Genomic DNA, 25,016 nt, shown 5'->3' on the forward strand with positions numbered 1-25,016 from the left:
GATCTCCTTACTCGTCCGAGCCAGGGGCTATGGGATCACTTGGTAGCGACGTGACACGCCAGACCACGGCTTGCCAGAGTGTATTTAATCGACCACTCGCGTTCTCAAGGCCGGTATTGCTCTGTTCAATTTCATGCACCCGTTTACGAGAAAAACGCAATCTGAGACGCTGCCAGGTTGTGGGCTCTAGCCAGCTATGGAGCAGTAGCAACGGGTCGGCATTGGGCGACAGCATGGCAGGTGGCAATGCTTTGGAGAGGCGTATGCACCACAGGTGATCACTGTCACTCAACGGGTGGGCAACTTCAGGGTTGCAGGTGTCATGAACCAGCGTCAGCGCCAGGTTGACTTGTTCATTGGCAGCAAGGGCCAGACGCAGCACTGTGACGTTTGGGGCAGGGGGTAAGCAGGCTGCCACACCCATGAGAGAGCCCCGCACTAAATGTCTGTTGTGATGAAGCGCGTCAATCCAGGAGTACTTGTCCCCTTTCCAGTCCTCATGGGCGTATTTCCACGGGAATGCCCACCATTGAGCCCAGGCCAGGTGTTCGTTCATCGGGTGTTCGGTCCTAGACGTCATGGGAAGGGCCGATCGATTCGCGCGTTACGGGCGACTCGGATAATAACCGCCGACGTCGATTGTGCAGAAACAGTGCGGCGACGACGGCGGTTACCACGCTGAGCAGAAAGGTGATGATGCTGTTTCGCCAAAAGCCGAGATCCTCGCCAGGCACCAGGAACGGGCCGAAATACACCAGGCGTTGCTGTTCCTGATAAGTGGTGGCGGGTACGAATATCACGGTGAGTTTTTGCGGGTTGTCCACGGCTGTGGACATGCCAGGGATGCTGCTTGCCACCATCCTGCGCACGCGCGCGCGGATGTTATCGGGATCCAGGCGTGGGTCATGTTTTATAAACACCGAGGCGGATGCAGGTTGAACCGGTTCACCTGGCGCGATGCGTTCCGGCAGTACCACATGGACCCGGGCAACGATTACACCGTCAATGTTGGACAGCGTGGCCTCCAGCTCTTGGGACAAGGCGTAGATATAGCGTGCCCGCTCCTCCAGTGGCGTGGAGATAACGCCCTCCTTGCGAAATGTGTCTCCCAGCGTGGTCCTGGCCACTCTAGGCAGGCCGGCGGCTTCCAGCGTGCGTACGGCGCGCCCGATGTCGTTTGCGTTTACCGCGACGACGACACCATCTTTGGCCGGGATTTTTTGCGCGCGAATATGCTTATCTGCCAACTCGGCGATGACTTCATTAGCCTCTTGCTCAGAGAGTTGACGATGAAGTTCGACTCGGTCACTGCACCCGGTCAAGATAAATGCAGCCGCCAAGAGGAAGGAAATAGTCAGGAAGTTATTCATGATGCTTATTGTAGGTTTGATATTTTTTCAATGCCTTGAGTTGTCTTGGCGAGGCTTTTGACAAGCAGTTGAGATGTCAGTTGAATATTCGACAGTGCGCTTGGGAATAACCTGAACTTTTCAATATCCACCTCTTTTGTGTTTGATTTTATTATATTGCTCAGGCGGGCTCTTGATGTGGTTAATGGCTTTATGGCATCTGTCAAAAATGGGCTGATCTGTGCTGCGCCTGCGGAGAGCTTGGCCGCAGTCGATTGCTCAAGAGTTGACGAAAAAAAACAGGAGTCTCTACTGCATGCCAACGCATCTCGGGGTGTGGCCGACTCGCTGAGACCTGCATCTTTGTTGGAATAAACATACTCTTTTATTTGCATAAGATGCCCGTTGAGTTAATGCCTGCAGAAAATAGGTTCAAGCCGCGAGCGTTACCTCTCAGGCTGATGAGCCTGAGAGGTAATGGGCTATTATTGGAACGATTTAGCCGCTTGGTTGATACCTGACACTAGCTTGGCTTCGAGTTGTCTCTTGGTGGTGTAGTCGTTAATGGCTTCAGCTTGATCAAAGTTGTTTTCAGCAGAACCAGCACCTGATCCCCCGGATGTACCATTTGATAAGCTGCTTGCGCCATAATAAGGATTTATTGCGGCACCCGAACCGATTGAGTTCATAAAAGTTCTCCAAGCATAAGTTGAGATAGTTAGCCATTGGTCACGTTGAGGGCTTCTCAGGTTTCCTGACAAATTAACCTTGGCACTAGTGTGTGGCCGCCAGGGAAAAAGCGTTCCACTTGCTTAGCTATATAAATGTTTCCAGATATTTTGGGTTCTTGGCGTTATCAAGTGCGCAATAAAAAATTTCTTTAAACTCAATCTGCTTCATCCCAGTGCTATCTCCAGCTGTTTCATCCTGTGATACAACGTGCGCTTGGCAACCCCCAGTTCCAGCGACACGGTATCTACACAATGCTCATGGCGGCACAGCGACTCCTCAATCAGTGCCTTTTCAATTTGCTGCAGGCGTGCCTTCAGGTTCGTCTTGGTATCAACCAAGCTGTTCATGGGAGTGGAGAGCGGTGTCAACCCCAGCACGAACCGTTTTGCCGTCGAACGCAACTCGCGGACATTACCCAGCCACGGGTGGCACAACAATTGTTGCAGCAGCCCGTGAGAGGGCGGCGGGGCCGAGCAATTGAAATGGTCGGCTTCCTGCTGGATCATCTCCAGAAACAACGGGATGATGCGCTCACGCCTGTCCCGCAGGGGCGGAAGCTGGATGTGGACGACATTCAGGCGAAAGTAAAGGTCACGCCGGAAGGTACCGTGCTCGACCATCTGGTGCAGCGAGTGCTGGGCTGATGCTATGACACGCATGTCCACCGGTATAAAACGGGTCGATCCCAGGCGCTCGACGCCTCGCGACTCCAATACTCGCAGCAGCTTGGCTTGAAGACCCAATGGCATGCTGTCGATTTCATCGAGGTACAACGTGCCCAGATGGGCGGCTTCGACAAACCCTGCCCGCGATTGCATTGCTCCGGTATAGGCGCCGCTGTTGACGCCGAACAATTGGCTTTCCGCCAGGCTTTCCGGGATGGCCGCACAGTTCACGGCAACAAGGTTGCCACGCCGCCCTGATAAAAGATGAATTCGTCGGGCTAGCGTATCTTTTCCCGTGCCGGTTTCTCCCAGCAACAAGATGTCAATGTCGAGTGCAGCGGTGTTGTTAAGTGTGTTTTCAATGTCCGGGCCTTCAATGAGTGAAATTGCCGTTTCATTTTCCATGTTGAAGGTTGCCGGCATTGAATGATGCTCCCTTATCGCTATTAAAAGGGCGGTATGCACAAGGTGACCAGTTGAGCTTAGGTTATAGAAGTTGTCTTTGGTTTTTAAGGCGTTTAGCGGGTTAAGTGACGTAGGAAATTGTCTTTGGGTTGTAATGATTAAATTGGGGTGTTGGTATTTGAGCTGGCGCGTGAATAAGATCAATAGGAAACGTCTGAGAGTGTTTAATGTTTGGATGTAAATAACATTTGAAATTAAACGCTCGCCCACAAAAAAGCCGATGCAATGCATCGGCTTTTTATTACGGCAGTTATTGCAGGTGATGTTTATACATTAAATCGGAAGTGCATCACATCGCCATCTTTAACAATATATTCTTTGCCTTCCAGGCGCCATTTACCCGCTTCCTTGGCACCGGCCTCACCCTTGAATTGGATAAAGTCGTTGTAGGCGATCACTTCAGCGCGGATGAAGCCTTTTTCGAAGTCGGTGTGGATCACGCCTGCAGCCTGTGGCGCGGTGGCGCCGACCTTGACGGTCCAGGCGCGGACTTCTTCGACACCGGCGGTGAAGTAGGTCTGCAGGTTGAGCATTTCGTAGCCCGCACGAATCACGCGGTTCAGGCCAGGTTCTTCCAGGCCCAGGGCCTCAAGGAACATGTCTTTTTCTTCGCCGTCATCGAGTTCGGCGATTTCCGCTTCGATCTTGTTGCACACTGGCACTACGATCGCGCCTTCTTCGTCAGCGATGGCTTTTACCACGTCGAGCAGGGGGTTGTTCTCGAAGCCGTCTTCAGCGACGTTGGCAATGTACATCACCGGCTTGGTGGTCAGCAGGTGGAAGCCCTTGATCACGGCCTTCTCGTCGGCGCCCATGCCCTTCATAAGGCTGCGTGCCGGCTTGCCTTCGGTGAAGTGTGCGATCAACTGCTCCAGCAGGCCTTTCTGGACCACTGCGTCCTTGTCGCCGCCCTTGGCGTTACGCGCGACTTTCTGCAGTTGTTTCTCGCAGCTGTCGAGGTCGGCGAAGATCAGTTCCAGGTCGATGATCTCGATGTCGCGTTTCGGGTCGACGCTGTTGGAGACGTGAATCACGTTCTCGTCTTCAAAGCAGCGGACCACGTGGGCGATGGCATCGGTTTCGCGGATGTTGGCCAGGAACTTGTTGCCCAGGCCTTCGCCTTTCGACGCGCCGGCTACCAGGCCTGCGATGTCAACGAACTCCATGGTGGTCGGCAGGACGCGCTTGGGATTGACGATGGCCGCCAAGGCATCCAGGCGTGGATCCGGCATCGGCACGATACCGCTGTTGGGTTCGATGGTGCAGAAGGGGAAGTTCTCCGCCGCAATACCGGACTTGGTCAAAGCGTTGAACAAGGTGGATTTGCCGACGTTGGGCAGGCCGACGATGCCGCAATTGAATCCCATGGTGTTTCCCCTCGGAAAAAAGTCAGGCCTTCTGGCTGTGCAGGTTTTTCATCGCGCGGTTCCATTCCCCGGCGAAGATATCCGGCAGCACGCCGAGGGCAAAGTCGATGCTTGCATCGAGTTTTTCCTGTTCGGCGCGTGGCGCACGACCCAGGACGAAATTTGAAACCATACTGGCAACGCCTGGGTGGCCAATGCCGAGCCGCAGGCGGTAGAAATTATTCTGATTACCCAACTGCGCGATGATGTCGCGCAGGCCGTTATGCCCGCCATGCCCGCCGCCGAGCTTGAGCTTGGCAACGCCGGGTGGCAGGTCCAGTTCGTCATGGGCCACCAGGATTTCTTCGGGTTTGATCCGGAAGAAGCCCGCAAGCGCCGCGACAGCTTGGCCGCTGCGGTTCATGTAGGTGGTGGGAATCAGCAGACGAACATCCTGACCCTGGTGCGAGAAGCGCCCGGTCAGGCCAAAATACTTGCGATCGGCCGCCAGGTTTACACCTTGGGCATGGGCGATACGCTCAACAAAAAGGGCCCCCGCGTTATGCCGGGTCTGTTCGTATTCGGCGCCTGGATTTCCCAGGCCAACGATCAGTTTAATGGCAGTCACGACAGGGGCCCTTCCTTTGGAGTTGTGGATAACATCGCCGCGAACTGAGTGCGGCGAAAGTGGACGACAGGAGCTCACTTATCCAGAGATAAACTTCGCGTTGTCGCCCGCTTTCTCGCTACGTTCCGGTCCGCGATGTTTCCTCAAGCTCCGGCAATACAGAGTGAATTACTCTGCAGCGCCTTCTTCAGCTTCTGGAGCAACGCGTGGAGCGTGTACGTTTGCAACAGCTTTGTCATCACCGTGAGCCAGTGCAACGAACTCAACGCCTTTAGGGGCCTTGAGGTCGGACAGGTGAACGATTGCGCCGATTTCCAGAGCCGACAGGTCGACTTCGATGAACTCAGGCAGATCTTTCGGCAGGCAAGTTACTTCGATTTCGTTCAGGACGTGAGAGATCTCGCCGCCTTTCTTGACCGGAGCTTCTTCACCAACAAAGTGCACAGGCACGATAGCGGTCAGTTTCTGACCGGCTACAACGCGTACAAAGTCAGCGTGCAGAACGTGGCCCTTGGACGGGTGACGTTGCAGGGCTTTGATGATTACGTTCTGCTTTTTGCCGCCAACGTTCAGTTCGATAACGTGGCTGTAGGCAGCATCGTTTTCGAGCAGTTTGGCAACTTCTTTAGCCAGCATGCTGATGGATTCAGGGGCTTTCTCGCCACCGTAAACTACAGCTGGAACCAGGCTTGCGAGACGACGCAGGCGGCGGCTCGCACCTTTCCCCAGGTCGGAACGCACTTCAGCATTCAGAGTAAAATCGTTCATGTTGTATCTCCAAAATAACCACATTCGCCCCAGCGTTTGCGACCAGCGCTAAAGGCGATATGGGCAAAAAAGCCCCGCCCCAACAGAATGCTGGGGCGGGGCGCTTTTCGTCAGTGAGGTGTTCCGAAGGTTTGACCCTTAGCGGAACATCGCGCTGATCGATTCTTCATTGCTGATGCGGCGAACCGCTTCGGCAACTACCGGTGCGATATCCAGTTGACGGATACGCGCACAGGCTTGTGCAGCAGCGGACAACGGGATGGTGTTAGTCACCACCAGTTCGTCCAGCACAGAGTTCTCGATGTTCTCGATCGCTCGGCCTGACAGCACAGGGTGTGTGCAGTAGGCGAAGACTTTTGCTGCACCGTGCTCTTTCAAGGCTTTCGCCGCGTGGCACAGGGTGCCGGCGGTGTCGACCATGTCATCAACCAGAATACAGGTACGCCCTTCGACATCACCGATGATATGCATCACTTCCGAGTGATTGGCTTTCTCGCGGCGTTTGTCGATGATCCCGAGATCAACGCCCAGGGATTTGGCAACAGCCCGTGCACGCACGACGCCACCAATGTCCGGGGACACGATCATCAGGTTTTCAAAGCGCTGATCTTCGATATCGTCCACCAGTACTGGCGAACCGTAGATGTTATCTACCGGAATATCGAAGAACCCCTGGATTTGGTCAGCGTGCAGGTCAACCGTGAGAACACGGTCGATGCCTACCACGGTCAGCATGTCAGCAACGACTTTCGCGCTGATAGCCACACGTGCGGAACGCGGACGGCGATCCTGACGGGCATAACCAAAGTAAGGGATTACAGCTGTGATTCGAGTCGCTGAGGAGCGGCGGAAGGCATCAGCCATCACGACGAGTTCCATCAGGTTATCGTTGGTCGGAGCGCAGGTCGGCTGAATAATGAAGACGTCTTTACCGCGGACGTTTTCATTGATCTCGGCTGTAATTTCGCCGTCGGAAAATTTACCGACAGAGATGTCACCGAGAGGGATATGCAGCTGACGTACGACACGTCGAGCCAGATCGGGGTTGGCGTTCCCCGTAAAGACCATCATCTTGGACACGCGCAGTACCTAGAGGCTGAGGGTAACCTGGATGAGTATTAGAAAATGGCAGGGGCGGCTGGATTCGAACCAACGCATGGCAGGATCAAAACCTGCTGCCTTACCGCTTGGCGACGCCCCTGTATCTGTTGCAACGAGTACCCAGTACTCGGTTCCTTTTAGAGCAGACTTTGCAGCTTGCGATGCAACATCGAAACGTTGCTTCCCTTTGCTACAAACCCTGTAAGGGTCTCTGTAAGAAGGGCCGAGACTTTATCAGCTTCAGCTTTGTTTGGGAAGCCCCCAAACACACAACTTCCAGTTCCGGTTAATTTTGCTTCGGTAAATTTACCTAACAAATTCAAAGCGTTACGTACCTCTGGATAACGCCTTGCTACAACCGGTAAGCAGTCATTTCGACTGTTTCCCTTGGGAACGGGGCGCACTTTAATGGGAGAAGAGTTACGTGTCAACAACGGATCTGAAAAAATTTCTGCTGTACTTACAGATACTTGCGGGACAAGCACGACATACCACGGCTCTTCGGGATATTCCGGCGTGAGTTTCTCCCCCACGCCCTCAGCAAATGCGGCGTGTCCGTGCACGAAAACCGGGACGTCTGCGCCCAGTGTCAGGCCCAGTGCGGCCAGGCGATCATGGCCCCAGCCCAGTTGCCACAAGTGATTGAGCCCCAGCAACGTCGTCGCGGCATTTGAACTGCCGCCACCGATTCCGCCGCCCATGGGCAAAATTTTATCGATCCAGATATCGATGCCCAATGCACAGCCGGATTGTTCCTGAAGTTTTTTTGCCGCCTTCACGATCAGGTTGCTGTCGTGGGGCACGCCTTCGAATTCGGTGTGCAGGTGGATCACGCCATCGTCGCGCACGGCGAAGGTGAGCTCATCACCGTAGTCGAGAAATTGAAACAGCGTCTGCAACTCGTGATAGCCGTCTTCACGACGGCCGAGAATATGCAGCATCAGGTTGAGCTTGGCGGGTGAGGGCAGTGTCAGGCGTTCTGAAGTCACGTTATTGCCCCAGCTTGCGCGGTTGCCAATCCTTGATCACCAGCGTGACATCAAGGTCAGTGCCATGCAGCTTGATGCGCTCGGGCAGCCAATAACCGCCCTGTTCCACATAACTGAGGTACTCGACCTGCCAGCCATCCTGTTCCAGTGATGCGAGGCGGCTGTCACCATTGAGGCTCAGGCGACTCTTGCTGTCCGGAGCGGGCAAGCCGCGCACCCACCACACCAGGTGCGACACGGGTAGCTTCCAGCCAATCTGTTCTTCCAGCAGTGCTTCCGGCGAAGCCGCCTCATAGCGGCCCTGGTTGGCCACTTCAAGGCTGACTTGCCCCGGTCGACCTGTCAGGCGAGCGGCGCCACGGCCCAGCGGGCCCGACAAGCGAATGTCGTAGTAGTCCTGGCGTTGCAGCCAGAACACGGTGCCGCTGCCTGAGTCCTTGGGTGCGCGCACCCCGACTTTGCCTTCGATCTGCCAACCATCAATGCTGCTGAGCTGATCCTTGTGCTGTTGCCATTGCGCCGGGTTGCCCTGGCCTTCAACGGATTCACGGCTGCCGATGCCCGCGCAACCGGCGAGCAGGGCGATAAGACTGAACACTACAACATGGCGCAAGAACATAAGCTTAAAGGGTCTCGGATCCGGTCAGGCGCTTGATGGTGCCGCGCAGAATGGGGCTTTCGGGTTGTTCCTTGAGGAATTTTTCCCAGATTTGACGTGCTTCGCGCTGCTTGCCATTGGCCCACAGCACTTCGCCCAGGTGCGCCGCGACTTCCTGATCGGGGAAGCGCTCCAGCGCCTGGCGCAGCAAGCGCTCTGCTTCGTCGAGGTTGCCCAGGCGGTAATTCACCCAGCCGAGGCTGTCGAGTACGGCCGGGTCTTCCGGGTTGAGCTGGTGTGCCTGTTCGATCAACACCTTGGCTTCGTCGTAGCGGGTCGTGCGGTCGGACAAGGTGTAGCCCAGGGCGTTGAGGGCCATGGCGTTGTCAGGGTCGCGCTTGATGATCAGGCGCAGGTCTTTTTCCATCTGCGCCAGGTCATTGCGTTTTTCCGCCTGCATGGCGCGCGTGTACAGCAGGTTCAAGTCGTCGGGGAATTGCAGCAAGGCTTGTTGCAGCAGTTTCCAGGCGCGCTCGCCCTGATTGTTGGCCGACAGGGTTTCGGCCTGGATCAGGTACAGCTGGATCGCATAGTCCGGCTCGGCATCGCGGGCCGCGGCCAGGCGTTTTTCGGCCTCGTCGGTACGACCGTTGCTCATCAGGATATCGGCCTGGCGCAGCTGGGCCGGCAGGTAGTCGTTACCGGGGCCAACCTGGGCGTATTCGAGCAGGGCGGCCTGAGGGTCGTTGCGTTCTTCCGCGATACGGCCCAGGTTCAGGTGCGCCGAGTCCACATGGCTTTCACGCCCGATCAGTTCTTCAAGGTAACCCTTGGCCTCGTCCCAGGCCTTGGCTTCCAGGCACACCAGCGCCAGGGAGTAACGCAGTTCGTCGTCATCGGGGTATTGCTGGACCAGGTTGGCGAACTGCACTTTGGCGTCCTCCATACGGTCCTGCTCCACCAGCATACGTGCGTAAGTCAGGCGCAGGCGTTTGTCGTCCGGGTACTTCTTGATGCTTTTTTCCAGCAGCGGAATGGCTTCCTTGCCGCGATTGAGATTCTGCAGCAAGCGTGCGCGCAGCAGGATCGGCGCGATCTCGCCCTCGTCCGGCGGGTTCTGCTCCAGTAGTTTCAGCGCGGCGTCGGCCTCGTCGTCCTGTTGCAGCAGCAGGGCCTTGCCGAAAATCAGCTGGCTGTTTTTTGGATGCTTTTGCAGCAGGCGGTCGAAACTCTTCATCAGGCCATTGCGCGTGTCCTGGTCAGTGTCGGCAGCCGACAGCGCGAGGAAGTCGAAATGGGTGTCGCCCTTGCCTTGCAGGACTTTCTCCATATAGACCATGGAGTCGTCATAGCGCCCGGCCCGCGCCAGTTGAATGGCCGCCGCCCGTTGCGCTTCCAGATCGTCCGGCGCGTTTTTCGCCCAGATCAGCGAGGTGTCCAGTGCGGGCTGATCGGCGCCCAGGTACTCGGCGATGCGAAATGCCCGTTCGGAGATGCCAGGATCCTGTGTATTGATGGCCTGGGTCACATAGTTGTCCAGCGCAATGTCGAAGCGATTGCGCTGGCCGGCCAGTTCCGCACTCAGCAGGCTGAACACCGTTTCTTCACTGAATGAGGAATAAACCTTGGGCTTTTCAGGGGCGGGGGTGCTGTCTTCTACCGGCGGCGTACCGTCCGGCGAAACGGGGGCCAAGGTCTGGCAGCCGCTGAGGAAGACAAAAGCAAGGAGCAACGCGGAAGATCTATTCATATAGGAAGAGGACGACTAACCTGCGGTCGGATCATCATGACACAAGCCTTCGGCCAAACATAACCGAGTCTCAGTTGGTGCCTTTATAGACACAAGGCATTAGGACAATAGACGACGGTGGTTGTTCTGAATCTTTCGAAGTAGGACAATTGTCGGCTTCCCGACATCATCAGCGATATTGAATGGCCTTCCTCGCACTCGGTATTAACCACAAGACTGCCTCCGTAGACGTGCGCGAGCGCGTGGCGTTTACGCCAGAGCAGTTGGTTGAGGCCTTGCAGCAGCTCTGCCGGCTCACCGACAGTCGCGAAGCTGCGATCCTTTCGACCTGCAATCGCAGCGAGCTTTATATAGAGCAGGAACATCTTTCAGCGGATGTCGTCCTGCGCTGGCTGGCCGATTTCCACCATTTGAGCCTCGACGACCTGCGCGCCTGCGCTTATGTGCACGAAGAGGATGCGGCAGTTCGTCACATGATGCGCGTGGCTGCCGGTCTCGATTCGCTGGTGTTGGGCGAGCCGCAGATTCTGGGGCAGATGAAGTCCGCCTACGCTGTGGCGCGTGAGGCCGGCACCGTCGGCCCGCTGCTGGGCCGGCTGTTCCAGGCCACGTTCAATTCCGCCAAGCAGGTGCGCACCGACACCGCCATCGGCGAAAACCCGGTCTCGGTGGCATTTGCCGCCGTCAGCCTGGCCAAACAGATTTTCAGCGACCTGCAACGCAGCCAGGCCTTGCTGATTGGCGCCGGCGAGACCATCACCCTGGTCGCCCGTCACCTGCATGACCTGGGTGTGAAGCGCATCGTGGTCGCCAACCGCACCCTGGAGCGCGCCAGCATCCTCGCCGAACAATTCGGTGCCCACGCCGTTCTGCTGGCGGATATCCCCGCCGAACTGGTGCGCAGTGACATCGTCATCAGCTCCACCGCCAGCCAATTGCCGATCCTCGGCAAGGGCGCGGTGGAAAGCGCGCTGAAGCTGCGCAAGCACAAACCGATTTTCATGGTAGACATCGCCGTTCCCCGGGATATCGAACCCGAAGTCGGCGAGTTGGACGACGTTTACCTCTATAGCGTCGACGATCTGCACGAAGTCGTCGCCGAAAACCTCAAGAGCCGCCAGGGCGCAGCCCAGGCCGCCGAGGAAATGGTCAGCACCGGCGCCGAAGATTTTATGGTGCGCCTGCGCGAACTGGCGGCAGTGGACGTGCTCAAGGCGTATCGTCAGCAGGGCGAACGCCTGCGCGACGAGGAGCTGATCAAGGCCCAGCGTTTGCTGGCCAACGGCAGCAGCGCCGAAGAAGTGCTGATGCAACTGGCCCGTGGCTTGACCAACAAGTTGCTCCACGCACCCAGCGTACAGTTGAAAAAGCTTACCGCCGAAGGCCGCCTCGATGCGCTGGCCATGGCTCAGGAACTCTTTGCCCTCGGTGAGGGCGCGTCAGAAAGCTCTTCGGATAAAAAACCGCAATGAAAGCGTCACTGCTCAATAAACTGGACGTGCTCCAGGACCGTTTCGAAGAACTGACCGCCTTGCTCGGCGATGGCGAAGTCATCTCCGATCAGACCAAGTTCCGCACCTATTCCAAGGAATACGCCGAAGTTGAACCGATCGTAACCACCTACGGGCAATGGCTGAAAACCCAGGCCGACCTTGAAGGTGCCCAGGCGCTGCTCAAGGACAGCGACCCTGATATGCGCGAAATGGCCGTGGAAGAAGTCCGCGAGGCCAAGGACAAGTTGATCGCGCTGGAAGGCGACCTGCAACGCATGCTACTGCCCAAGGACCCCAACGACGGGCGCAACGTGTTCCTCGAAATCCGCGCCGGCACCGGTGGCGACGAGGCGGCGATTTTCTCCGGCGATCTGTTTCGCATGTATTCGCGCTATGCCGAGCGACGTGGCTGGCGTGTGGAGATCCTGTCCGAAAACGAGGGCGAGCACGGCGGCTATAAAGAAGTCATCGCGCGGGTCGAAGGCGAAAATGTCTACGGCAAGCTGAAGTTCGAATCCGGCGCGCACCGTGTACAGCGTGTCCCGGCGACCGAATCCCAAGGCCGTATCCACACCTCGGCGTGCACCGTGGCTGTATTGCCTGAGCCGGATGAGCAGGAGGCCATCGAGATCAACCCGGCGGACCTGAGGGTCGACACTTACCGCTCGTCGGGTGCCGGTGGTCAGCACGTCAACAAGACCGACTCGGCAATCCGTATCACCCACTTGCCGTCGGGCATCGTGGTCGAATGCCAGGAAGAACGTTCCCAGCACAAGAACCGGGCCCGGGCCATGTCCTGGCTGTCGGCCAAGCTCAATGACCAGCAGACCAGCGCCGCCGCCAACGCGATTGCCAGCGAGCGCAAGTTGCTGGTGGGTTCGGGCGACCGTTCCGAGCGCATCCGTACCTACAACTTTGCCCAGGGCCGGGTCACCGACCACCGGGTCAACCTGACCCTTTACTCCCTCGACGAGATTCTCGCCGGTGGCGTCGATGCGGTGATCGAGCCCCTGCTCGCCGAGTACCAGGCCGACCAATTGGCCGCGATAGGTGAATAAATGACCATCATCGCCAGCCTGCTGCGCGCCGCCGACCTGCCCGACTCGCCCACCGCGCGCCTGGACGTGGAATTGTTACTGGCGGCGGCCCTGGGCAAGTCCCGCAGCTACCTGCACACCTGGCCGGAAAAAATCGTCAGCAGCGAAGACGCGCTGACCTTTGCCGACTACCTCCAGCGCCGCCGCGCTGGGGAGCCGGTCGCCTATATTCTCGGCCAGCAGGGCTTCTGGAAGCTGGACTTGGAGGTCGCGCCCCACACGCTGATCCCGCGTCCGGACACCGAGTTGCTGGTAGAGGCCGCCCTGGAATTGTTGCCGGCCACGCCCACCCAGGTCCTCGACCTTGGCACGGGTAGCGGCGCCATCGCATTGGCCCTGGCCAGCGAGCGCCCGGCCTGGCACGTCACGGCCGTCGACCGCGTGCTGGAAGCCGTGGCGCTGGCCGAGCGCAATCGCCAGCGTCTGCACCTCAATAACGCCACAGTGCTGAGCAGTCATTGGTTCCGCGCGCTGCAAGGTCGCCGTTACGACCTGATCATCAGTAATCCGCCGTATATCGCCGACAATGACCCGCATCTGGTCGCGGGCGATGTACGTTTTGAACCGGCCAGCGCCCTGGTGGCGGGCCATGACGGTTTGGACGACCTGCGCTTGATCATCAACGAGGCCCCGGCCTACCTGAATGCCGGTGGTTGGTTGCTGCTCGAACACGGTTACGACCAGGCCCTGGCCGTGCGTGATCTGCTGCTGGGCCAGGGTTTTGAGGGCGTGCACAGTCGCATCGACCTCGGCGGCCACGAACGCATCACCTTGGGGCATCGCCCGTGCTGACCGATCAGGAGCTGTTGCGCTATAGCCGACAGATTCTGTTGCAGCATGTCGACATCGAAGGCCAGTTGCGCCTTAAAAACAGCCGTGCGCTGATCGTCGGCCTCGGTGGCCTGGGCGCGCCAGTGGCGCTGTACCTGGCCGCTGCGGGCGTGGGCGAACTGCATTTGGCCGACTTCGACACCGTCGACCTGACCAACCTGCAACGCCAGATCATCCATGACACCGACAGTGTCGGGCAGACCAAGGTCGACTCGGCCCTGCGCCGCCTGACCGCCATCAACCCTGAAATCACGTTGGTCGCCCATCGCACCGCGCTGGACGCCGACTCGCTGGCGGCGGCAGTGGCTGCGGCGGACGTGGTGCTTGATTGCAGCGACAACTTCTCCACACGCGAAGCGGTCAACGCCGCCTGCGTTATCGCGGCCAAGCCGTTGATCAGCGGGGCAGCGATTCGCCTGGAAGGCCAATTGTCGGTGTTCGACCCGCGTCGCGCCGACAGTCCGTGTTACCACTGTTTATACGGGCACGGCAGCGACACCGAACTCACCTGCAGCGAAGCGGGCGTGGTCGGGCCGTTGGTGGGGCTTGTCGGCAGCCTGCAAGCCTTGGAAGCCTTGAAGTTGCTGGCCTGTTTCGGTGAACCGCTGGTGGGCCGCTTGCTGCTGATCGACGCCTTGACCACACGTTTTCGAGAATTGCGCGTCAAGCGTGATCCCGGTTGCAGTGTCTGCGGGACGCAACATGGTTAAGGACGCGCCAATCGGTGTGTTCGATTCCGGCGTCGGCGGTTTGTCGGTGCTGGATGAAATCCAACAGCTATTGCCCCACGAATCGCTGTTGTATGTGGCCGATTGCGGGCATATCCCCTATGGCGAGAAAACCCCCGAATTTATTCGTGAGCGTTCGCGACGGGTCGCTGAGTTTTTCCGCGATCAGGGTGCCAAGGCTTTTGTGATTGCCTGCAACACCGCCACCGTCGCCGCCGTTGCCGATTTACGCGAGGACTACCCCGACTGGCCGTTGGTGGGCATGGAGCCCGCCGTCAAGCCAGCGGCTGCCGCCACCCGCAGTGGCGTGGTCGGCGTGCTGGCCACCACCGGCACCCTGCAAAGTGCCAAGTTCGCCGCGTTGCTCGACCGTTTCGCCACCGATGTGCGGGTGATCACCCAGCCGTGCCCCGGCCTGGTGGAACTGATTGAAACTGGCGACCTGAACAGCCCGGCCCTGCGCCAGTTGTTGCAGGGCTACATCGAGCCGCTGCTCAACGCCGGTTGCGACACCATTATCCTCGGTTGCACCCACTATCCCTTCCTGAAGCCCCTCCTGGCACAGATGCTGCCCCCCAGCATCGTCCTCATCGACACCGGCGCCGCCGTGGCCCGCCAGCTCAAGCGTTTGTTGGGCGAACGCAACCTGCTGGCCCATGGCGATCCTGAACCTGCCCAGTTCTGGACCAGCGGTGATGTGTGTCATCTAAGAAATATCCTACCCACACTTTGGAAACATTCCGCAGTTGTGCGAAGCTTTGGTTCGTGAAAATTTCGTGAAATGTCGCTGAACTTCTGGCTCTGAGTCAGCTTCTATAGCGAGATGGCCTGTAAAAAATCATACAACTTCGTTCTCAAAGGACTGTTTCTTATGAAGCGCTTGTTCTGTTTGGCCGCAATTGCGGCCGTAGTGGTGGGACACTCGGTTTCGGCCCAGGCTGCTGGCCTGGAATTTGGCGTAGGCAGCACCAGCGACTCGACCATGACCTACCGATTGGGGCTCACGTCGGACTGGGATAAACGCTGGTGGCAGAGCGATGTGGGTCGCCTGACCGGTTACTGGAGCGGCGCTTATACCTACTGGGATGGCGACAAGCGCGCCAGTGCCAGCAGCCTGTCGTTCTCGCCGGTGTTTGTGTATGAGTTTGCCGGGGAATCGGTCAAGCCATACATCGAGGCGGGGATCGGTGTGGCGGTGTTCTCCCGCACGAAGTTGGAAGACAATAACATCGGCCAGGCTTTCCAGTTCGAAGACCGTCTGGGGTTCGGCCTGCGGTTTACCGGTGGGCATGAAGTGGGCATTCGTGCCACGCACTATTCCAATGCAGGCATCAGCAGCAACAATGATGGGGTAGAGAGCTACGCGCTGCACTACACCCTGCAGTTGTAATTGCGCAAATCCCTTGTGGGAGGGGGCTTGAACTGGCCTAATGATTTTGGACACTTCAATCGGGCGCTATGATAGCGCCCAAATTTGAGGTGTTTGGATATGCGTAAATCTTATTCGAGTGAGTTCAAGCTCAAGGCCGCCAGCATGGTGTTGGATGAAGGTCAGCCAGTTACCGAAGTCTGTGCCAGCCTGGATATCGGCCCCACAGCGCTGCGTCGCTGGGTCGATCAAGTGCAAAAAGAACGCTTGGGCTCGACTCCCGTAGGGGCCAAGGCGATTACCGCTGATCAACGAGAAATCCAGAGGCTCAAAGCTCTGCTCAGAGAGAAAGACCTGGATATCGAAATCCTAAAAAAGGCCAGTGCTCTCCTGCTTTTGGACGCCAAAGATCATTCACGTTGATCGATGAGCTGGACGAGCAGTACGGCGTTAAAAGGTGTTGCCGGGCGTTCGGGGTCAACCGCAGTAGTTTCTACGCTTGGCGCCAGCGCCAAGGCAGAGCAAATCCTGAACGGGACAAGCTCAAGGCCGCGCTGGTCAGGCACCACAAGGCGTCCAGAGAGTCGGCCGGCGCACGTACATTGTCCAAGGAGCTACAAGCCAAAGGGCATCGTATCGGACGTTATATGGCTCGCAGTTTGATGCGCGAAGCTGGCATCGCTAGTCGTCAGCGCAGGCGCCATAAGTACAAATCGCCGGGCGTGGAGGCCTTAGTGGCGCCACACGTGCTCAAGCGGAAATTTGATGTGACGGCGGTTAATCAGGTGTGGTGTGGCGACGTGACTTACATCAAGGTCGGCAAGCGGTGGATGTACTTCGCCGCCGTTCTGGATTTGTACGCTCGCAGGATCGTGGGCTGGTCGTTCTCGATGATTTCTGATGCCAACCTGACCTGCGAAGCGCTACGCATGGCGGTTGAGCTACGCAGCCATCCCCAGAATGTGTTGTTTCATTCTGACCAAGGTTGTCAGTACACCAGTCATAAGTTTCGAAACGAGCTGCTCAAACAGGGTTTTAGGCAAAGCATGAGCCGTAAAGGCGAGTGCTGGGATAACGCCCCGATGGAGCGTTTCTTTGGCAGTTTGAAATCAGAGTGGGTGCCTGAAACGGGCTACAAACTGGAACATGAGGCCCGAGCAGACGTGCAGCGCTATGTCTCTCGCTACAACATCAGCAGGCCTCACAGCTACAACGACTACCGGTCGCCGGTCATGAAGGAAAGGTTGGCGGCGTGAACCGTAATCGGTGTCCAAGATTACTTGACCAGTTCAGCTTGCCCCCGATTGGGCTGTATCAGCCAGCGAATTTTTGTCTGACACACTGCAATCGGGGGCAAGCCCCCTCCTGCATTTGATCGTCATCGGTGTTTGGGTCAGCGGTAGGCCGTCGCAATCCCCTGGCGCTCTTCGATGCACTCCGGTGCGCCCATCTCGAATTCCCGGCAAATCAGCGGCCGACGCTCATAGATCGTGCACATCATCGTGTCCCGATCCAGCGCCGCGCACCAGCCGTCGTCCAGGCGCAGCATCACTTCGCCGCCCCAATCGTCGGTGTCGATATAGCGCTCCGGCACGCCGGTGTCGGTGATCAGCATGACTTCCAGCTGGCAGCAGCAGGCCGCGCACGTCGAGCAGGTGACGGCGGGTTCGGCGATTTGAGTGTGGGGGATGTTGGTCATGGCGGCAGCTTCAAGCTTTGAGCGGCAAGCTGCAAGAAAAAGCCGACCGGCTTCAGTATTTTGTCGCGGCGCGAGCAAGCAGTGCGAAGAGCACAGCCCACAGCAGTGCCAAGCCGAACAGGCTCGGCCACAGGGCGTAACCGAAGCTCACCCCTGCCAGTTGGCTGCCTGCGTAATAAGACATGGGGCCGCCCACGGCGCCCAATAATGCTGCGCGCCAGCGAGGCCGGGTGCTCCAGGCCAGACAATGACGCAGTGTGGTTGCCAGTAGCGCCCACAGCAGCATCAACCAGAACGGGATGAGCGGGCCCGGCTCGGTGAAATGAAACACGCCCACCGTGCGTAACGCCGTATCCAGCAATGTGCCCAGCACCGTCACGCCGAGAATCAGTCTGCCGTCTTCGGCCCATGAACTTATCCACAGCAGATGAATAGCCAGCGCAGCGAGCCCCACGAGTAACCACACGCTGTCGCCGCCCAGCACACAGGCAAACCAGCCGCACTGGAACAGCGCGGCATTGGCCAGGTTTTTAAGCATTGAAGCGCCCGAGCAACGGCGGGTTGATCGCTGCCGGTTTGGCCAGCAGCAATTGCGCGGTGCCGATGGTGCGCTCCATAAAGCCACCTTCGCAGTAACACAGGTAAAACTCCCACAACCGCAGGAAGTATTCGTCGTAGCCCATTTCTGTCAGGCGGCCGTGAGCGCGACGAAAGTTCTCATGCCACAGGCGCAGGGTTCGCGCGTAGTGCAGGCCAAAGTCTTCCATGTGCAGCAGGTTCATATCGGTGTCGCGGCTGACGATTTGCAGCATGTTCTGCACACTGGGCAGGGCGCCGCCCGGAAAAATGTAGCGCTGGATAAAGTCCACGCTGTTCTTGGCCTGCTCAAACCGTTGCTCGCGGATGGTGATGGCCTGCAGCAACATCAGCCCATCGCTCTTGAGCAAGTGCGCGCATTGCTTGAAGTAGGTCGGCAGGAAGCGATGGCCAACGGCTTCGATCATCTCGATGGACACCAGCTTGTCGTACTGGCCGGTGAGGTCGCGATAGTCACTCAGCAGCAGCGTGACCTGGCCTTGCAAGCCGAGGGTTTCGATGCGTTTTTCGGTGTAGGCGAACTGCTCCTTGGACAAGGTCGTGGTGGTGACCTTGCAGCCATAGTGTTGCGCCGCATACAGCGCCATGCTGCCCCAACCGGTGCCGATTTCCAGCAGGTGGTCGGTGGGCTTGAGCGCGAGCTTCTGGCAGATGCGTTCCAGCTTGTTCAGTTGCGCCTGTTCCAGGGTGTCGTCAGGGCTCAGAAATTGCGCCGCCGAATACATCATGGTCGGGTCGAGGAATTCTTCGAACAGGTCGTTGCCCAGGTCGTAGTGCGCGGCGATGTTTTTCTGCGAGCCCTTGCGTGTGTTGCGGTTGAGCCAGTGCAGGCCTTGGGTGAGCGGGCGTGCCAGCCGCGCCAGGCCACCTTCCATGGCGTCGAGCACGTCCAGGTTGCTGACCATCACACGCACCACGGCGGTCAGGTCCGGGCTGCTCCAATACCCGTGGATAAACGCCTCGCCGGCGCCGATGGAGCCGTTGGCCGCCACCAGTCCCCAAACCGCAGGGTCGAGGATCTGGATTTCCCCCAGCAAGTGCGCTTCCCGTGCGCCGAACACTTGCCGTTCGCCGTCCTCGATCACCACCAGTTGGCCGTGGCGCAATTGGCTGAGTTGACGCAGCACGCCCTTGCGCAACAGCGCACTGGTCACACCGTTGACGTTCAGGCGGTTGGCCTTGACCGATAAGCTAGGGGATTTCATGGCGGCGATCCTTGGTATACCCGACGGCTGTACGAGAGGCGCCATCGGCGGCCCGGTGGGAAAAAATCGGTGTGCGCTTAAGAAAAAGGCGCAGCGCCTGCCAGTAAATGGCCAGGCACGTCTTGGCGGTCATCCACGGAAAGCGCCACAAGTAGCGATGCAGGCTGGCGCGATCCAACACTTCTTTTTGCAGGCTCAAGGTGGCGTCGAACACTTTCAGCTCGCCCTGCCAGTCGGCCATGTGCACGCCGAGCCTGGCGGCGGGCGGGCTGAAGCTCATGCGGTATTCCAGGTCGCGGGGCAAGAACGGCGACACATGGAAGGCCTTGGCCACGGCGAAATGCTGGTGCTCATCAGCGCCCAGGGCTTGGGCCGGCAGCACGTAGTGGTAGCGCTCGCGCCACGGGGTGTTGGTCACTTCACACAGAATCGCGGCCAGTTGTCCGTCGGCCTCGAAGCAATAGAAGAAACTCACCGGATTAAAAGCCAGGCCCCAACTGCGGGCCTGGGTCAGTAGGCAGATCACGCCCTGAGGCGTACGCCCCAGCGCCTTGCCGACTTCCTGGCGCACGGCATCGCTCAAGCTCATGCCGTGGCGCGTGAATTCACGCAGGTAATCCTGCTGACGAAAACCGAAGGGCGCCAGGCGACTGCGCCCCGCCAACGGCGACAGCCCGAGGACTTCGTCTTGTTCGCTCAAGTCCAGGTACAGCAGGCCGATGCGGTAGCGAAAGGCATGGGCCTTGGGCGCAAACCGTCGATGGGCAATCCAGCCGCTGTACAGGGCGCTGTTCACAGGGTTTCCCCAAAGGCCTGGGCCACGCGCAGGGCGCTGACCACGCCGTCTTCGTGGAACCCATTGGCCCAGTAGGCGCCGCAGTAAAAGGTGTTGCGCGCCCCGGCCAGTTCTTCCCAGCGGTTTTGCGCGGCCACCGCCGCCAGGCTGTATTGCGGATGGGCGTAGGTGTAGCGCGCGAGGATCTTCAGCGGGTTGATCATTGGCGTCTGGTTGAGGCTGACGCAAAAGGTGGTGGCGCTGTCGATGCCCTGCAGGATGTTCATGTCATAAGTGACGGCCGCCTGGGTCTGGGTGTTGCCGCTCAGCCGATAATTCCAGCTGGCCCAGGCGAGTTTGCGGTCGGGCAGCAGGCGGGTGTCGGTGTGCAGGACCACGTCGTTGTCGGCGTAGGGCAGGGCACCGAGAATCTCCTGTTCGGCCTGGCTGGGGTCGGCGAGCAATGCCAGTGCCTGGTCGCTGTGGCAGGCGAACACCACCCGATCAAACGCCTCGCTGCCGGCAGGGCTGTGGATAACTACGCCGTCCTCGGTGCGCTCGACATTATGCACAGGGCAATTCAGGCGAATCTGCTCGCGAAAGCGGCGCGTCAACGGTTCGATGTAGCGGCTGGACCCGCCTTCGATCACACACCACTGCGGCCGGTTGTTCACCGACAGCAAGCCGTGGTTCTTGAAGAAGCGCACAAAGAACTGCAACGGAAAGCCCAGCATGTCTGCCAGGGACATCGACCAGATCGCCGCGCCCATCGGCACGATGTAATGCCGCACAAAGCGTTCGCCGTAACCGCCGGCTGCGAGGTAATCGCCCAAGGTCATCTCGGCGCTGATGCGTTGCTCCTGCAGATCCAGCGGCGCCTGGCGGTTGAAGCGCAGGATGTCGCGCAACATGCCCCAGAAGCCCGGCGACAGGATATTGCGGCGCTGGGCGAACAGGCTGTTGAGGTTATTGCCGTTGTATTCGAACCGGGTGCTTTCGTCGCACACCGAGAAGCTCATCTCGGTGGGTTTGAACGTCACGCCAATCTGCCCCAGCAAGCGGATGAAGTTGGGGTAGGTCCAGTCGTTGAACACGATAAAGCCGGTGTCCACCGCGTAGCTTTTGCCGTCGACGCTGACATCGACTGTATGGGTATGCCCGCCGATACGATTGCCCGCTTCAAACACGGTGACCTCGTGACGGCGGCTGAGCAGGTAGGCGCTGGTCAGGCCAGCAATGCCGCTGCCGATAATGGCGATCTTCACTGGTCGTCCTTTTTCGGTGGCGGGCTGCGCAGCATGCGTTTGCCGATGATCAATTGCGCGCGGTTAGGCAGTTTCGACAGCGGCCACAGGGTCGCAATGAACAACGCCGGGAAGGCGATTTCCAGTGGGCGTTTGTCCAGCTTGGCGAAAATGTGCCGAGCCGCCTTGTCGGCAGGCCAGCTCAGGGGCATCGGGAAGTCATTGCGCTCGGTCAGTGGCGTGTCGACAAAGCCAGGGCTGATCACGGTGACGTCGATGTTTTCCGTCGACAGGCTGATGCGCAGGGATTCGAACAGGTAACGCAGCCCGGCCTTGGACGCGCCATAGGCTTCGGCGCGGGGCATCGGCAGGTAGGTCACGGCGCTGGCAACACCCACCAGATGCGGGGTGCGCCCGGCACGCAACAACGGCAGGGCCGCTTCGATGCAATAACTGCTGGCCAGCAAGTTGGTGCGCACCACGTGCTCGATGATCGATGAATCAAACTGCTTGGCGTCGACATACTCACAGGTGCCGGCGTTGAGGATCACGGTGTCGAGCGAACCCCAGGCAGCACCGATATGCTCCCCGATCTCGCGTACCGTCTGGCTGTTGGTCAGGTCACCGGCCACCACCAGCACTTGGCCGGGGTAACGTTGGGCCAGTGCGTCCAGCGGCGCCTGGGTGCGGGAACTCAAGGCCACATGGGCGCCGCTGTCAAGCAACTCCACAGCCAAGGCGGCACCAATCCCACTGCTGGCACCGGTCAGCCAATAACGACGTGGCGACACTGCGTTCATCCCACTCTCCTTTTCAACCAACTGACGACTTTGCCCAGGACGGGAAGGTGTTCGTAGAGCATGGCGCCCGCATCGAAGTAATCGCGGTGGCGGTACACCTTGTCCCGCCACATCAGGTGCGAGCACCCCTCCACCCGGATGACTTGGCCGTTGGCCAGGCGCGGGTGGCAAAAACTCATTTTCCAGCGCAGGTAGCCTTCGCCTTCGGCCACTTGGTCGAAACCGTGGAAGTCGAAGCGCAGTTGGCTGACATTGCTGTACAGCTCGGCGAAATAGCTGTGCAGCGCGGTCAGGCCATGGACCTCGTGCAGCGGGTCGGTAAAGGCAATGTCCTTGCTGTATAGGCTGTCGAGCAGGTGCAGGTTGTGCTTGTCCAGCGTGGCGAAGGTCTGGGCGAAGCGTTGCAGGAAGTCACTCATGTTCGGCCACCGACTGCCGCGAAGGCAGGCTGCGAAAGGCGGCCAGTGCTCGCTCGCGGGACTTTTTCAGGTCGACAATCGAGCGCGGATAATCCGCCACGCCAAACAGGCCACCGACGGCTTCGGGGTTGTGCACTTCCTTTTTATTCAGGGCGGCCAGTTCCGGCAGCCAGTGCTTGATGAATACCCCTTCGCTGTCGAACTTTTCCGACTGGCTCAGGGGGCTGAAGATCCTGAAGTACGGCGCCGAGTCGGTGCCGGTGGACGAACTCCACTGCCAGCCGCCGTTGTTGGCCGCCAGGTCGCCGTCGATCAGGTGGCGCATAAAGAAGCGCTCGCCTTCACGCCAGTCGATCAGCAGGTTCTTGGTCAGGAACATCGCCACCACCATGCGCAGCCGGTTGTGCATCCAGCCGGTTTCCAGCAGTTGGCGCATGGCGGCGTCAATGATCGGCAGGCCCGTGCGAGCTTCCTGCCAGGCCGCCAGATCCTTGGGCGCATCACGCCAAGCCACGGCTTCGGTTTCGGGGCGGAACGCACGGTGGCGCGACACCCGTGGGTAGCCCACCAGGATGTGTTTGTAGAACTCACGCCAGAGCAATTCGTTGATCCAGGTGATGGCGCCGATGTCGCCACTTTCGAATTCGCCCTGGTTGGTCTGCAACGCGGCATGCAGGCACTGGCGCGGCGAGACCACGCCGGCCGCGAGGTAGGCCGATAACTGGCTGGTGCCGGGCTTGGCGGGGAAATCGCGCTCGTCTTTGTAGTAGCTGATCTGCTGGTCGGCGAAGGTGTCAAGGCGGCGCCGGGCCTCGTCTTCACCGGCAGGCCAGAGCGCGCGCAGGGTGTTGCTGGGCGGCTCGAAACCGGCAACGGTGGTCGGGACCGGATCGCTGTTGAAGTCGAGTCTGGCCTGGGCCTTTGGCGTGGGCACCAAGCGTGGCAGGGCGCTGTGCAGCCGTGTGTAGCAGACTTTGCGGAACTGACTGAAGACCTGGAAGTAGGTGCCGGTCTTGGTCAGCACACTGCCCGGTTGGAAGAACAATTGGTCAAGGTAGCTGTGGAACGTCACGCCTTCGGCCTCCAGCGCCTGGGCGACGGCGGCGTCACGGCGGCTTTCGTGAATGCCGTACTCCTCGTTGACGTGCAGCGATTGCACCGACAGCGCCCGGCACAGTTCGCCGAGCACAGCGGGCGCCTGATCCCAAGTGGCCGCCGTGCGGATCAACAGCGGGATGTTCAGCTCGCCCAAGGCCTGGCTCAGGTGCTGCAGGTTGCGTAGCCAGAAGTCGACCTTGCACGGCGCATCATCGTGGGCCAGCCATTGCTCAGGCGTGATCAGGTACACGGCAGCGACCGGGCCACGCTGGCTTGCGGCGGCCAGGGCGGTGTTGTCGTGTAGGCGCAGGTCGGTGCGCAGCCAGATCAAATGCATTTAGATAAGTCCACGCTGGATCAATAACTGGTGAGCCGACAGCACCTCTTCGGCCAAGAACAATTCAGGAGTGTCACGGGTTAATACGGCTAACTCAGCCTGGTGGATGCACACCGTTGGTCCGACGAGCAGCGTCGGGCAACTGACGCCCATCAGCAGTTTGGTCAGCGCTGGCAAGTGCAGGGCCTTGCTCGAATAAAGCAGCACCGCGCGCGGTTGCAGATGCTCCACCGCCAGGGCCAGTTCGCCGGCGGGCAGCGGCCAGTCGAACACTTCCACCGGGCAATCGGCGCTGCTGGCCAGCCAGGCGCTGAGCCACAGGTGCGGCTCCAGTGGCAGGTCGGACTGGTTGACCAGCAACAGCGGCGCACCGTGCAGTTGGCGATTGTTGTGGTAGATACGCGCACCGAACTTGCTGCGCAGCCAGGACAGGAAAAACACCCGTTCCATCTGCGCGCCGAACTGGCCCTGCCAACGCTGCTCCAGCTCCATGATCAGTGGCAGCAGCAGTTGTTCGCACAGGGTGCGCGGCGGGTACAGCGCCATGGCCTGGTTGAAGGCGTCGTCGACCCGGCGCTCGGTCAGTTCGCTGATGGCCTGCACCAGGGTCTGGCGCAGGGTGTGCCATTCATTCTCTGCCGTGTCGGGGCTGGTCTGAGCAGTGTCAATCAGGTGTTTCACCTGGCTGACCGGCACGCCGCGATTGAGCCAGGTGAGAATGGCGTGGATACGTTGCACATGGTCGGCGCTGAACAGCCGATGGCCCTTGGGCGTGCGCTGGGGCACGATCAGGCCATAGCGGCGTTCCCAGGCGCGCAGGGTCACGGCGTTGACACCGGTCTGGCGCGCCACTTCGCGGATCGGCAGCCAGCCGTCTTGCAGGGCTTGGGCGATGTCTTCACCGGGTTCGTCTTGCAGGGCAACTTTCATGGT

Annotated in this window: 29 protein-coding genes and 1 tRNA gene; 8 read left to right on the forward strand and 22 right to left on the reverse strand. The window is 59.1% G+C overall.

Features of this window, described 5'->3' with window-relative positions:
- Positions 1-7 precede the first annotated feature (7 nt).
- The 13 genes from AB3G88_RS03655 to AB3G88_RS03715 form a co-directional block, all read right to left on the reverse strand.
- The gene (locus AB3G88_RS03655) at positions 8-556 is read right to left on the reverse strand and encodes a type III secretion protein (protein ID WP_480453277.1); all 549 of its coding nucleotides are present in this window, start codon (positions 554-556) and stop codon (positions 8-10) included.
- A 13-nt stretch (positions 557-569) separates the two neighbouring features.
- Entirely contained in the window at positions 570-1,370 is an 801-nt protein-coding gene (gene sctJ, locus AB3G88_RS03660; protein WP_480453279.1) for a type III secretion system inner membrane ring lipoprotein SctJ, read from the reverse strand.
- Positions 1,371-1,375: 5 nt separating this feature from the next.
- Positions 1,376-1,744: a type III secretion apparatus protein RspB gene (locus AB3G88_RS03665; RefSeq protein WP_250925706.1), complete on the reverse strand. Its 369-nt coding sequence runs from the start codon at positions 1,742-1,744 to the stop codon at positions 1,376-1,378.
- 90 nt (positions 1,745-1,834) lie between these two features.
- A complete protein-coding gene (locus AB3G88_RS03670) occupies positions 1,835-2,038 on the reverse strand; it encodes a hypothetical protein (RefSeq protein WP_250925707.1) in 204 nt (67 codons plus the stop codon).
- Between the two features lie 207 nt (positions 2,039-2,245).
- Positions 2,246-3,169, reverse strand: coding sequence for a sigma 54-interacting transcriptional regulator (locus tag AB3G88_RS03675; RefSeq protein ID WP_480453282.1), 924 nt, complete (start codon positions 3,167-3,169; stop codon positions 2,246-2,248).
- A 308-nt stretch (positions 3,170-3,477) separates the two neighbouring features.
- On the reverse strand, positions 3,478-4,578 hold the full coding sequence (ychF, locus tag AB3G88_RS03680; RefSeq protein ID WP_099583947.1) for a redox-regulated ATPase YchF: 1,101 nt from the start codon (positions 4,576-4,578) through the stop codon (positions 3,478-3,480).
- 22 nt (positions 4,579-4,600) lie between these two features.
- Positions 4,601-5,185: an aminoacyl-tRNA hydrolase gene (pth, locus tag AB3G88_RS03685; protein WP_003171596.1), complete on the reverse strand. Its 585-nt coding sequence runs from the start codon at positions 5,183-5,185 to the stop codon at positions 4,601-4,603.
- Positions 5,186-5,353: 168 nt separating this feature from the next.
- Positions 5,354-5,953 carry a 50S ribosomal protein L25/general stress protein Ctc gene (locus tag AB3G88_RS03690; RefSeq protein WP_099583948.1) on the reverse strand — a complete coding sequence of 200 codons (600 nt, stop codon included), beginning with the start codon at positions 5,951-5,953 and terminating at the stop codon, positions 5,354-5,356.
- A 138-nt stretch (positions 5,954-6,091) separates the two neighbouring features.
- Positions 6,092-7,033 (reverse strand): ribose-phosphate pyrophosphokinase, encoded by a 942-nt coding sequence (locus AB3G88_RS03695; RefSeq protein ID WP_003171603.1) that lies wholly within the window; start codon positions 7,031-7,033, stop codon positions 6,092-6,094.
- Positions 7,034-7,079: 46 nt separating this feature from the next.
- A tRNA-Gln gene (locus AB3G88_RS03700) sits at positions 7,080-7,154 on the reverse strand.
- Between the two features lie 37 nt (positions 7,155-7,191).
- Positions 7,192-8,043 carry a 4-(cytidine 5'-diphospho)-2-C-methyl-D-erythritol kinase gene (gene ispE, locus AB3G88_RS03705; protein ID WP_099583949.1) on the reverse strand — a complete coding sequence of 284 codons (852 nt, stop codon included), beginning with the start codon at positions 8,041-8,043 and terminating at the stop codon, positions 7,192-7,194.
- Between the two features lies 1 nt (position 8,044).
- On the reverse strand, positions 8,045-8,662 hold the full coding sequence (lolB, locus tag AB3G88_RS03710) for a lipoprotein insertase outer membrane protein LolB (RefSeq protein ID WP_400529170.1): 618 nt from the start codon (positions 8,660-8,662) through the stop codon (positions 8,045-8,047).
- Between the two features lie 4 nt (positions 8,663-8,666).
- Complete coding sequence (locus AB3G88_RS03715; RefSeq protein WP_480453286.1) at positions 8,667-10,391, reverse strand: tetratricopeptide repeat protein; 1,725 nt, start codon at positions 10,389-10,391, stop codon at positions 8,667-8,669.
- Positions 10,392-10,573: 182 nt separating this feature from the next.
- Between AB3G88_RS03715 and hemA the strand changes: the two genes are divergently transcribed.
- The 8 genes from hemA to AB3G88_RS03755 all read left to right on the forward strand — a co-directional run bounded on the left by hemA (position 10,574) and on the right by AB3G88_RS03755 (position 17,165).
- Positions 10,574-11,863 carry a glutamyl-tRNA reductase gene (gene hemA / locus AB3G88_RS03720; RefSeq protein WP_099583952.1) on the forward strand — a complete coding sequence of 430 codons (1,290 nt, stop codon included), beginning with the start codon at positions 10,574-10,576 and terminating at the stop codon, positions 11,861-11,863.
- Positions 11,860-12,942 (forward strand): peptide chain release factor 1, encoded by a 1,083-nt coding sequence (gene prfA / locus AB3G88_RS03725; protein ID WP_099583953.1) that lies wholly within the window; start codon positions 11,860-11,862, stop codon positions 12,940-12,942. The genes hemA and prfA overlap by 4 nt, the downstream gene beginning before the upstream one ends.
- Positions 12,943-13,773, forward strand: coding sequence for a peptide chain release factor N(5)-glutamine methyltransferase (gene prmC, locus AB3G88_RS03730; protein WP_480453288.1), 831 nt, complete (start codon positions 12,943-12,945; stop codon positions 13,771-13,773).
- On the forward strand, positions 13,767-14,522 hold the full coding sequence (locus AB3G88_RS03735) for a molybdopterin-synthase adenylyltransferase MoeB (RefSeq protein ID WP_480453290.1): 756 nt from the start codon (positions 13,767-13,769) through the stop codon (positions 14,520-14,522). The genes prmC and AB3G88_RS03735 overlap by 7 nt, the downstream gene beginning before the upstream one ends.
- Positions 14,515-15,309, forward strand: coding sequence for a glutamate racemase (gene murI, locus AB3G88_RS03740; protein ID WP_480453292.1), 795 nt, complete (start codon positions 14,515-14,517; stop codon positions 15,307-15,309). The genes AB3G88_RS03735 and murI overlap by 8 nt, the downstream gene beginning before the upstream one ends.
- A gap of 102 nt (positions 15,310-15,411) precedes the next feature.
- Positions 15,412-15,930 (forward strand): acyloxyacyl hydrolase, encoded by a 519-nt coding sequence (locus tag AB3G88_RS03745; RefSeq protein ID WP_480453294.1) that lies wholly within the window; start codon positions 15,412-15,414, stop codon positions 15,928-15,930.
- A gap of 99 nt (positions 15,931-16,029) precedes the next feature.
- On the forward strand, positions 16,030-16,332 hold the full coding sequence (locus tag AB3G88_RS03750) for a transposase (protein WP_014717988.1): 303 nt from the start codon (positions 16,030-16,032) through the stop codon (positions 16,330-16,332).
- Positions 16,329-17,165: an IS3 family transposase gene (locus AB3G88_RS03755; RefSeq protein WP_400530991.1), complete on the forward strand. Its 837-nt coding sequence runs from the start codon at positions 16,329-16,331 to the stop codon at positions 17,163-17,165. The genes AB3G88_RS03750 and AB3G88_RS03755 overlap by 4 nt, the downstream gene beginning before the upstream one ends.
- 137 nt (positions 17,166-17,302) lie before the next feature.
- On the opposite strand, the gene AB3G88_RS03760 is transcribed toward AB3G88_RS03755, so the two are convergent.
- Genes AB3G88_RS03760 through AB3G88_RS03800 form a run of 9 tightly spaced genes read right to left on the reverse strand, consistent with a single transcriptional unit; the run spans position 17,303 to position 25,013 of the window.
- Complete coding sequence (locus AB3G88_RS03760; protein WP_099583958.1) at positions 17,303-17,608, reverse strand: YkgJ family cysteine cluster protein; 306 nt, start codon at positions 17,606-17,608, stop codon at positions 17,303-17,305.
- Between the two features lie 52 nt (positions 17,609-17,660).
- Positions 17,661-18,146 (reverse strand): DUF2878 domain-containing protein, encoded by a 486-nt coding sequence (locus AB3G88_RS03765; RefSeq protein ID WP_158877928.1) that lies wholly within the window; start codon positions 18,144-18,146, stop codon positions 17,661-17,663.
- Entirely contained in the window at positions 18,139-19,410 is a 1,272-nt protein-coding gene (locus AB3G88_RS03770) for an SAM-dependent methyltransferase (RefSeq protein WP_112193362.1), read from the reverse strand. Before AB3G88_RS03770 ends, AB3G88_RS03765 begins: the two co-directional genes overlap by 8 nt.
- A complete protein-coding gene (locus AB3G88_RS03775; RefSeq protein ID WP_099583961.1) occupies positions 19,397-20,206 on the reverse strand; it encodes a DUF1365 domain-containing protein in 810 nt (269 codons plus the stop codon). The genes AB3G88_RS03770 and AB3G88_RS03775 overlap by 14 nt, the downstream gene beginning before the upstream one ends.
- The gene (locus AB3G88_RS03780; protein ID WP_099583962.1) at positions 20,203-21,450 is read right to left on the reverse strand and encodes an NAD(P)/FAD-dependent oxidoreductase; all 1,248 of its coding nucleotides are present in this window, start codon (positions 21,448-21,450) and stop codon (positions 20,203-20,205) included. The genes AB3G88_RS03775 and AB3G88_RS03780 overlap by 4 nt, the downstream gene beginning before the upstream one ends.
- Positions 21,447-22,229: an SDR family NAD(P)-dependent oxidoreductase gene (locus AB3G88_RS03785; RefSeq protein ID WP_099583963.1), complete on the reverse strand. Its 783-nt coding sequence runs from the start codon at positions 22,227-22,229 to the stop codon at positions 21,447-21,449. Before AB3G88_RS03785 ends, AB3G88_RS03780 begins: the two co-directional genes overlap by 4 nt.
- Entirely contained in the window at positions 22,226-22,648 is a 423-nt protein-coding gene (locus AB3G88_RS03790; RefSeq protein WP_099583964.1) for a nuclear transport factor 2 family protein, read from the reverse strand. The genes AB3G88_RS03785 and AB3G88_RS03790 overlap by 4 nt, the downstream gene beginning before the upstream one ends.
- Complete coding sequence (gene phrB / locus AB3G88_RS03795; RefSeq protein WP_112193366.1) at positions 22,641-24,083, reverse strand: deoxyribodipyrimidine photo-lyase; 1,443 nt, start codon at positions 24,081-24,083, stop codon at positions 22,641-22,643. Before phrB ends, AB3G88_RS03790 begins: the two co-directional genes overlap by 8 nt.
- Entirely contained in the window at positions 24,084-25,013 is a 930-nt protein-coding gene (locus tag AB3G88_RS03800) for a MerR family transcriptional regulator (RefSeq protein WP_191947972.1), read from the reverse strand.
- Between the last annotated feature and the right edge of the window lie 3 nt (positions 25,014-25,016).

It is taken from the genome of Pseudomonas arvensis (assembly GCF_056688935.1).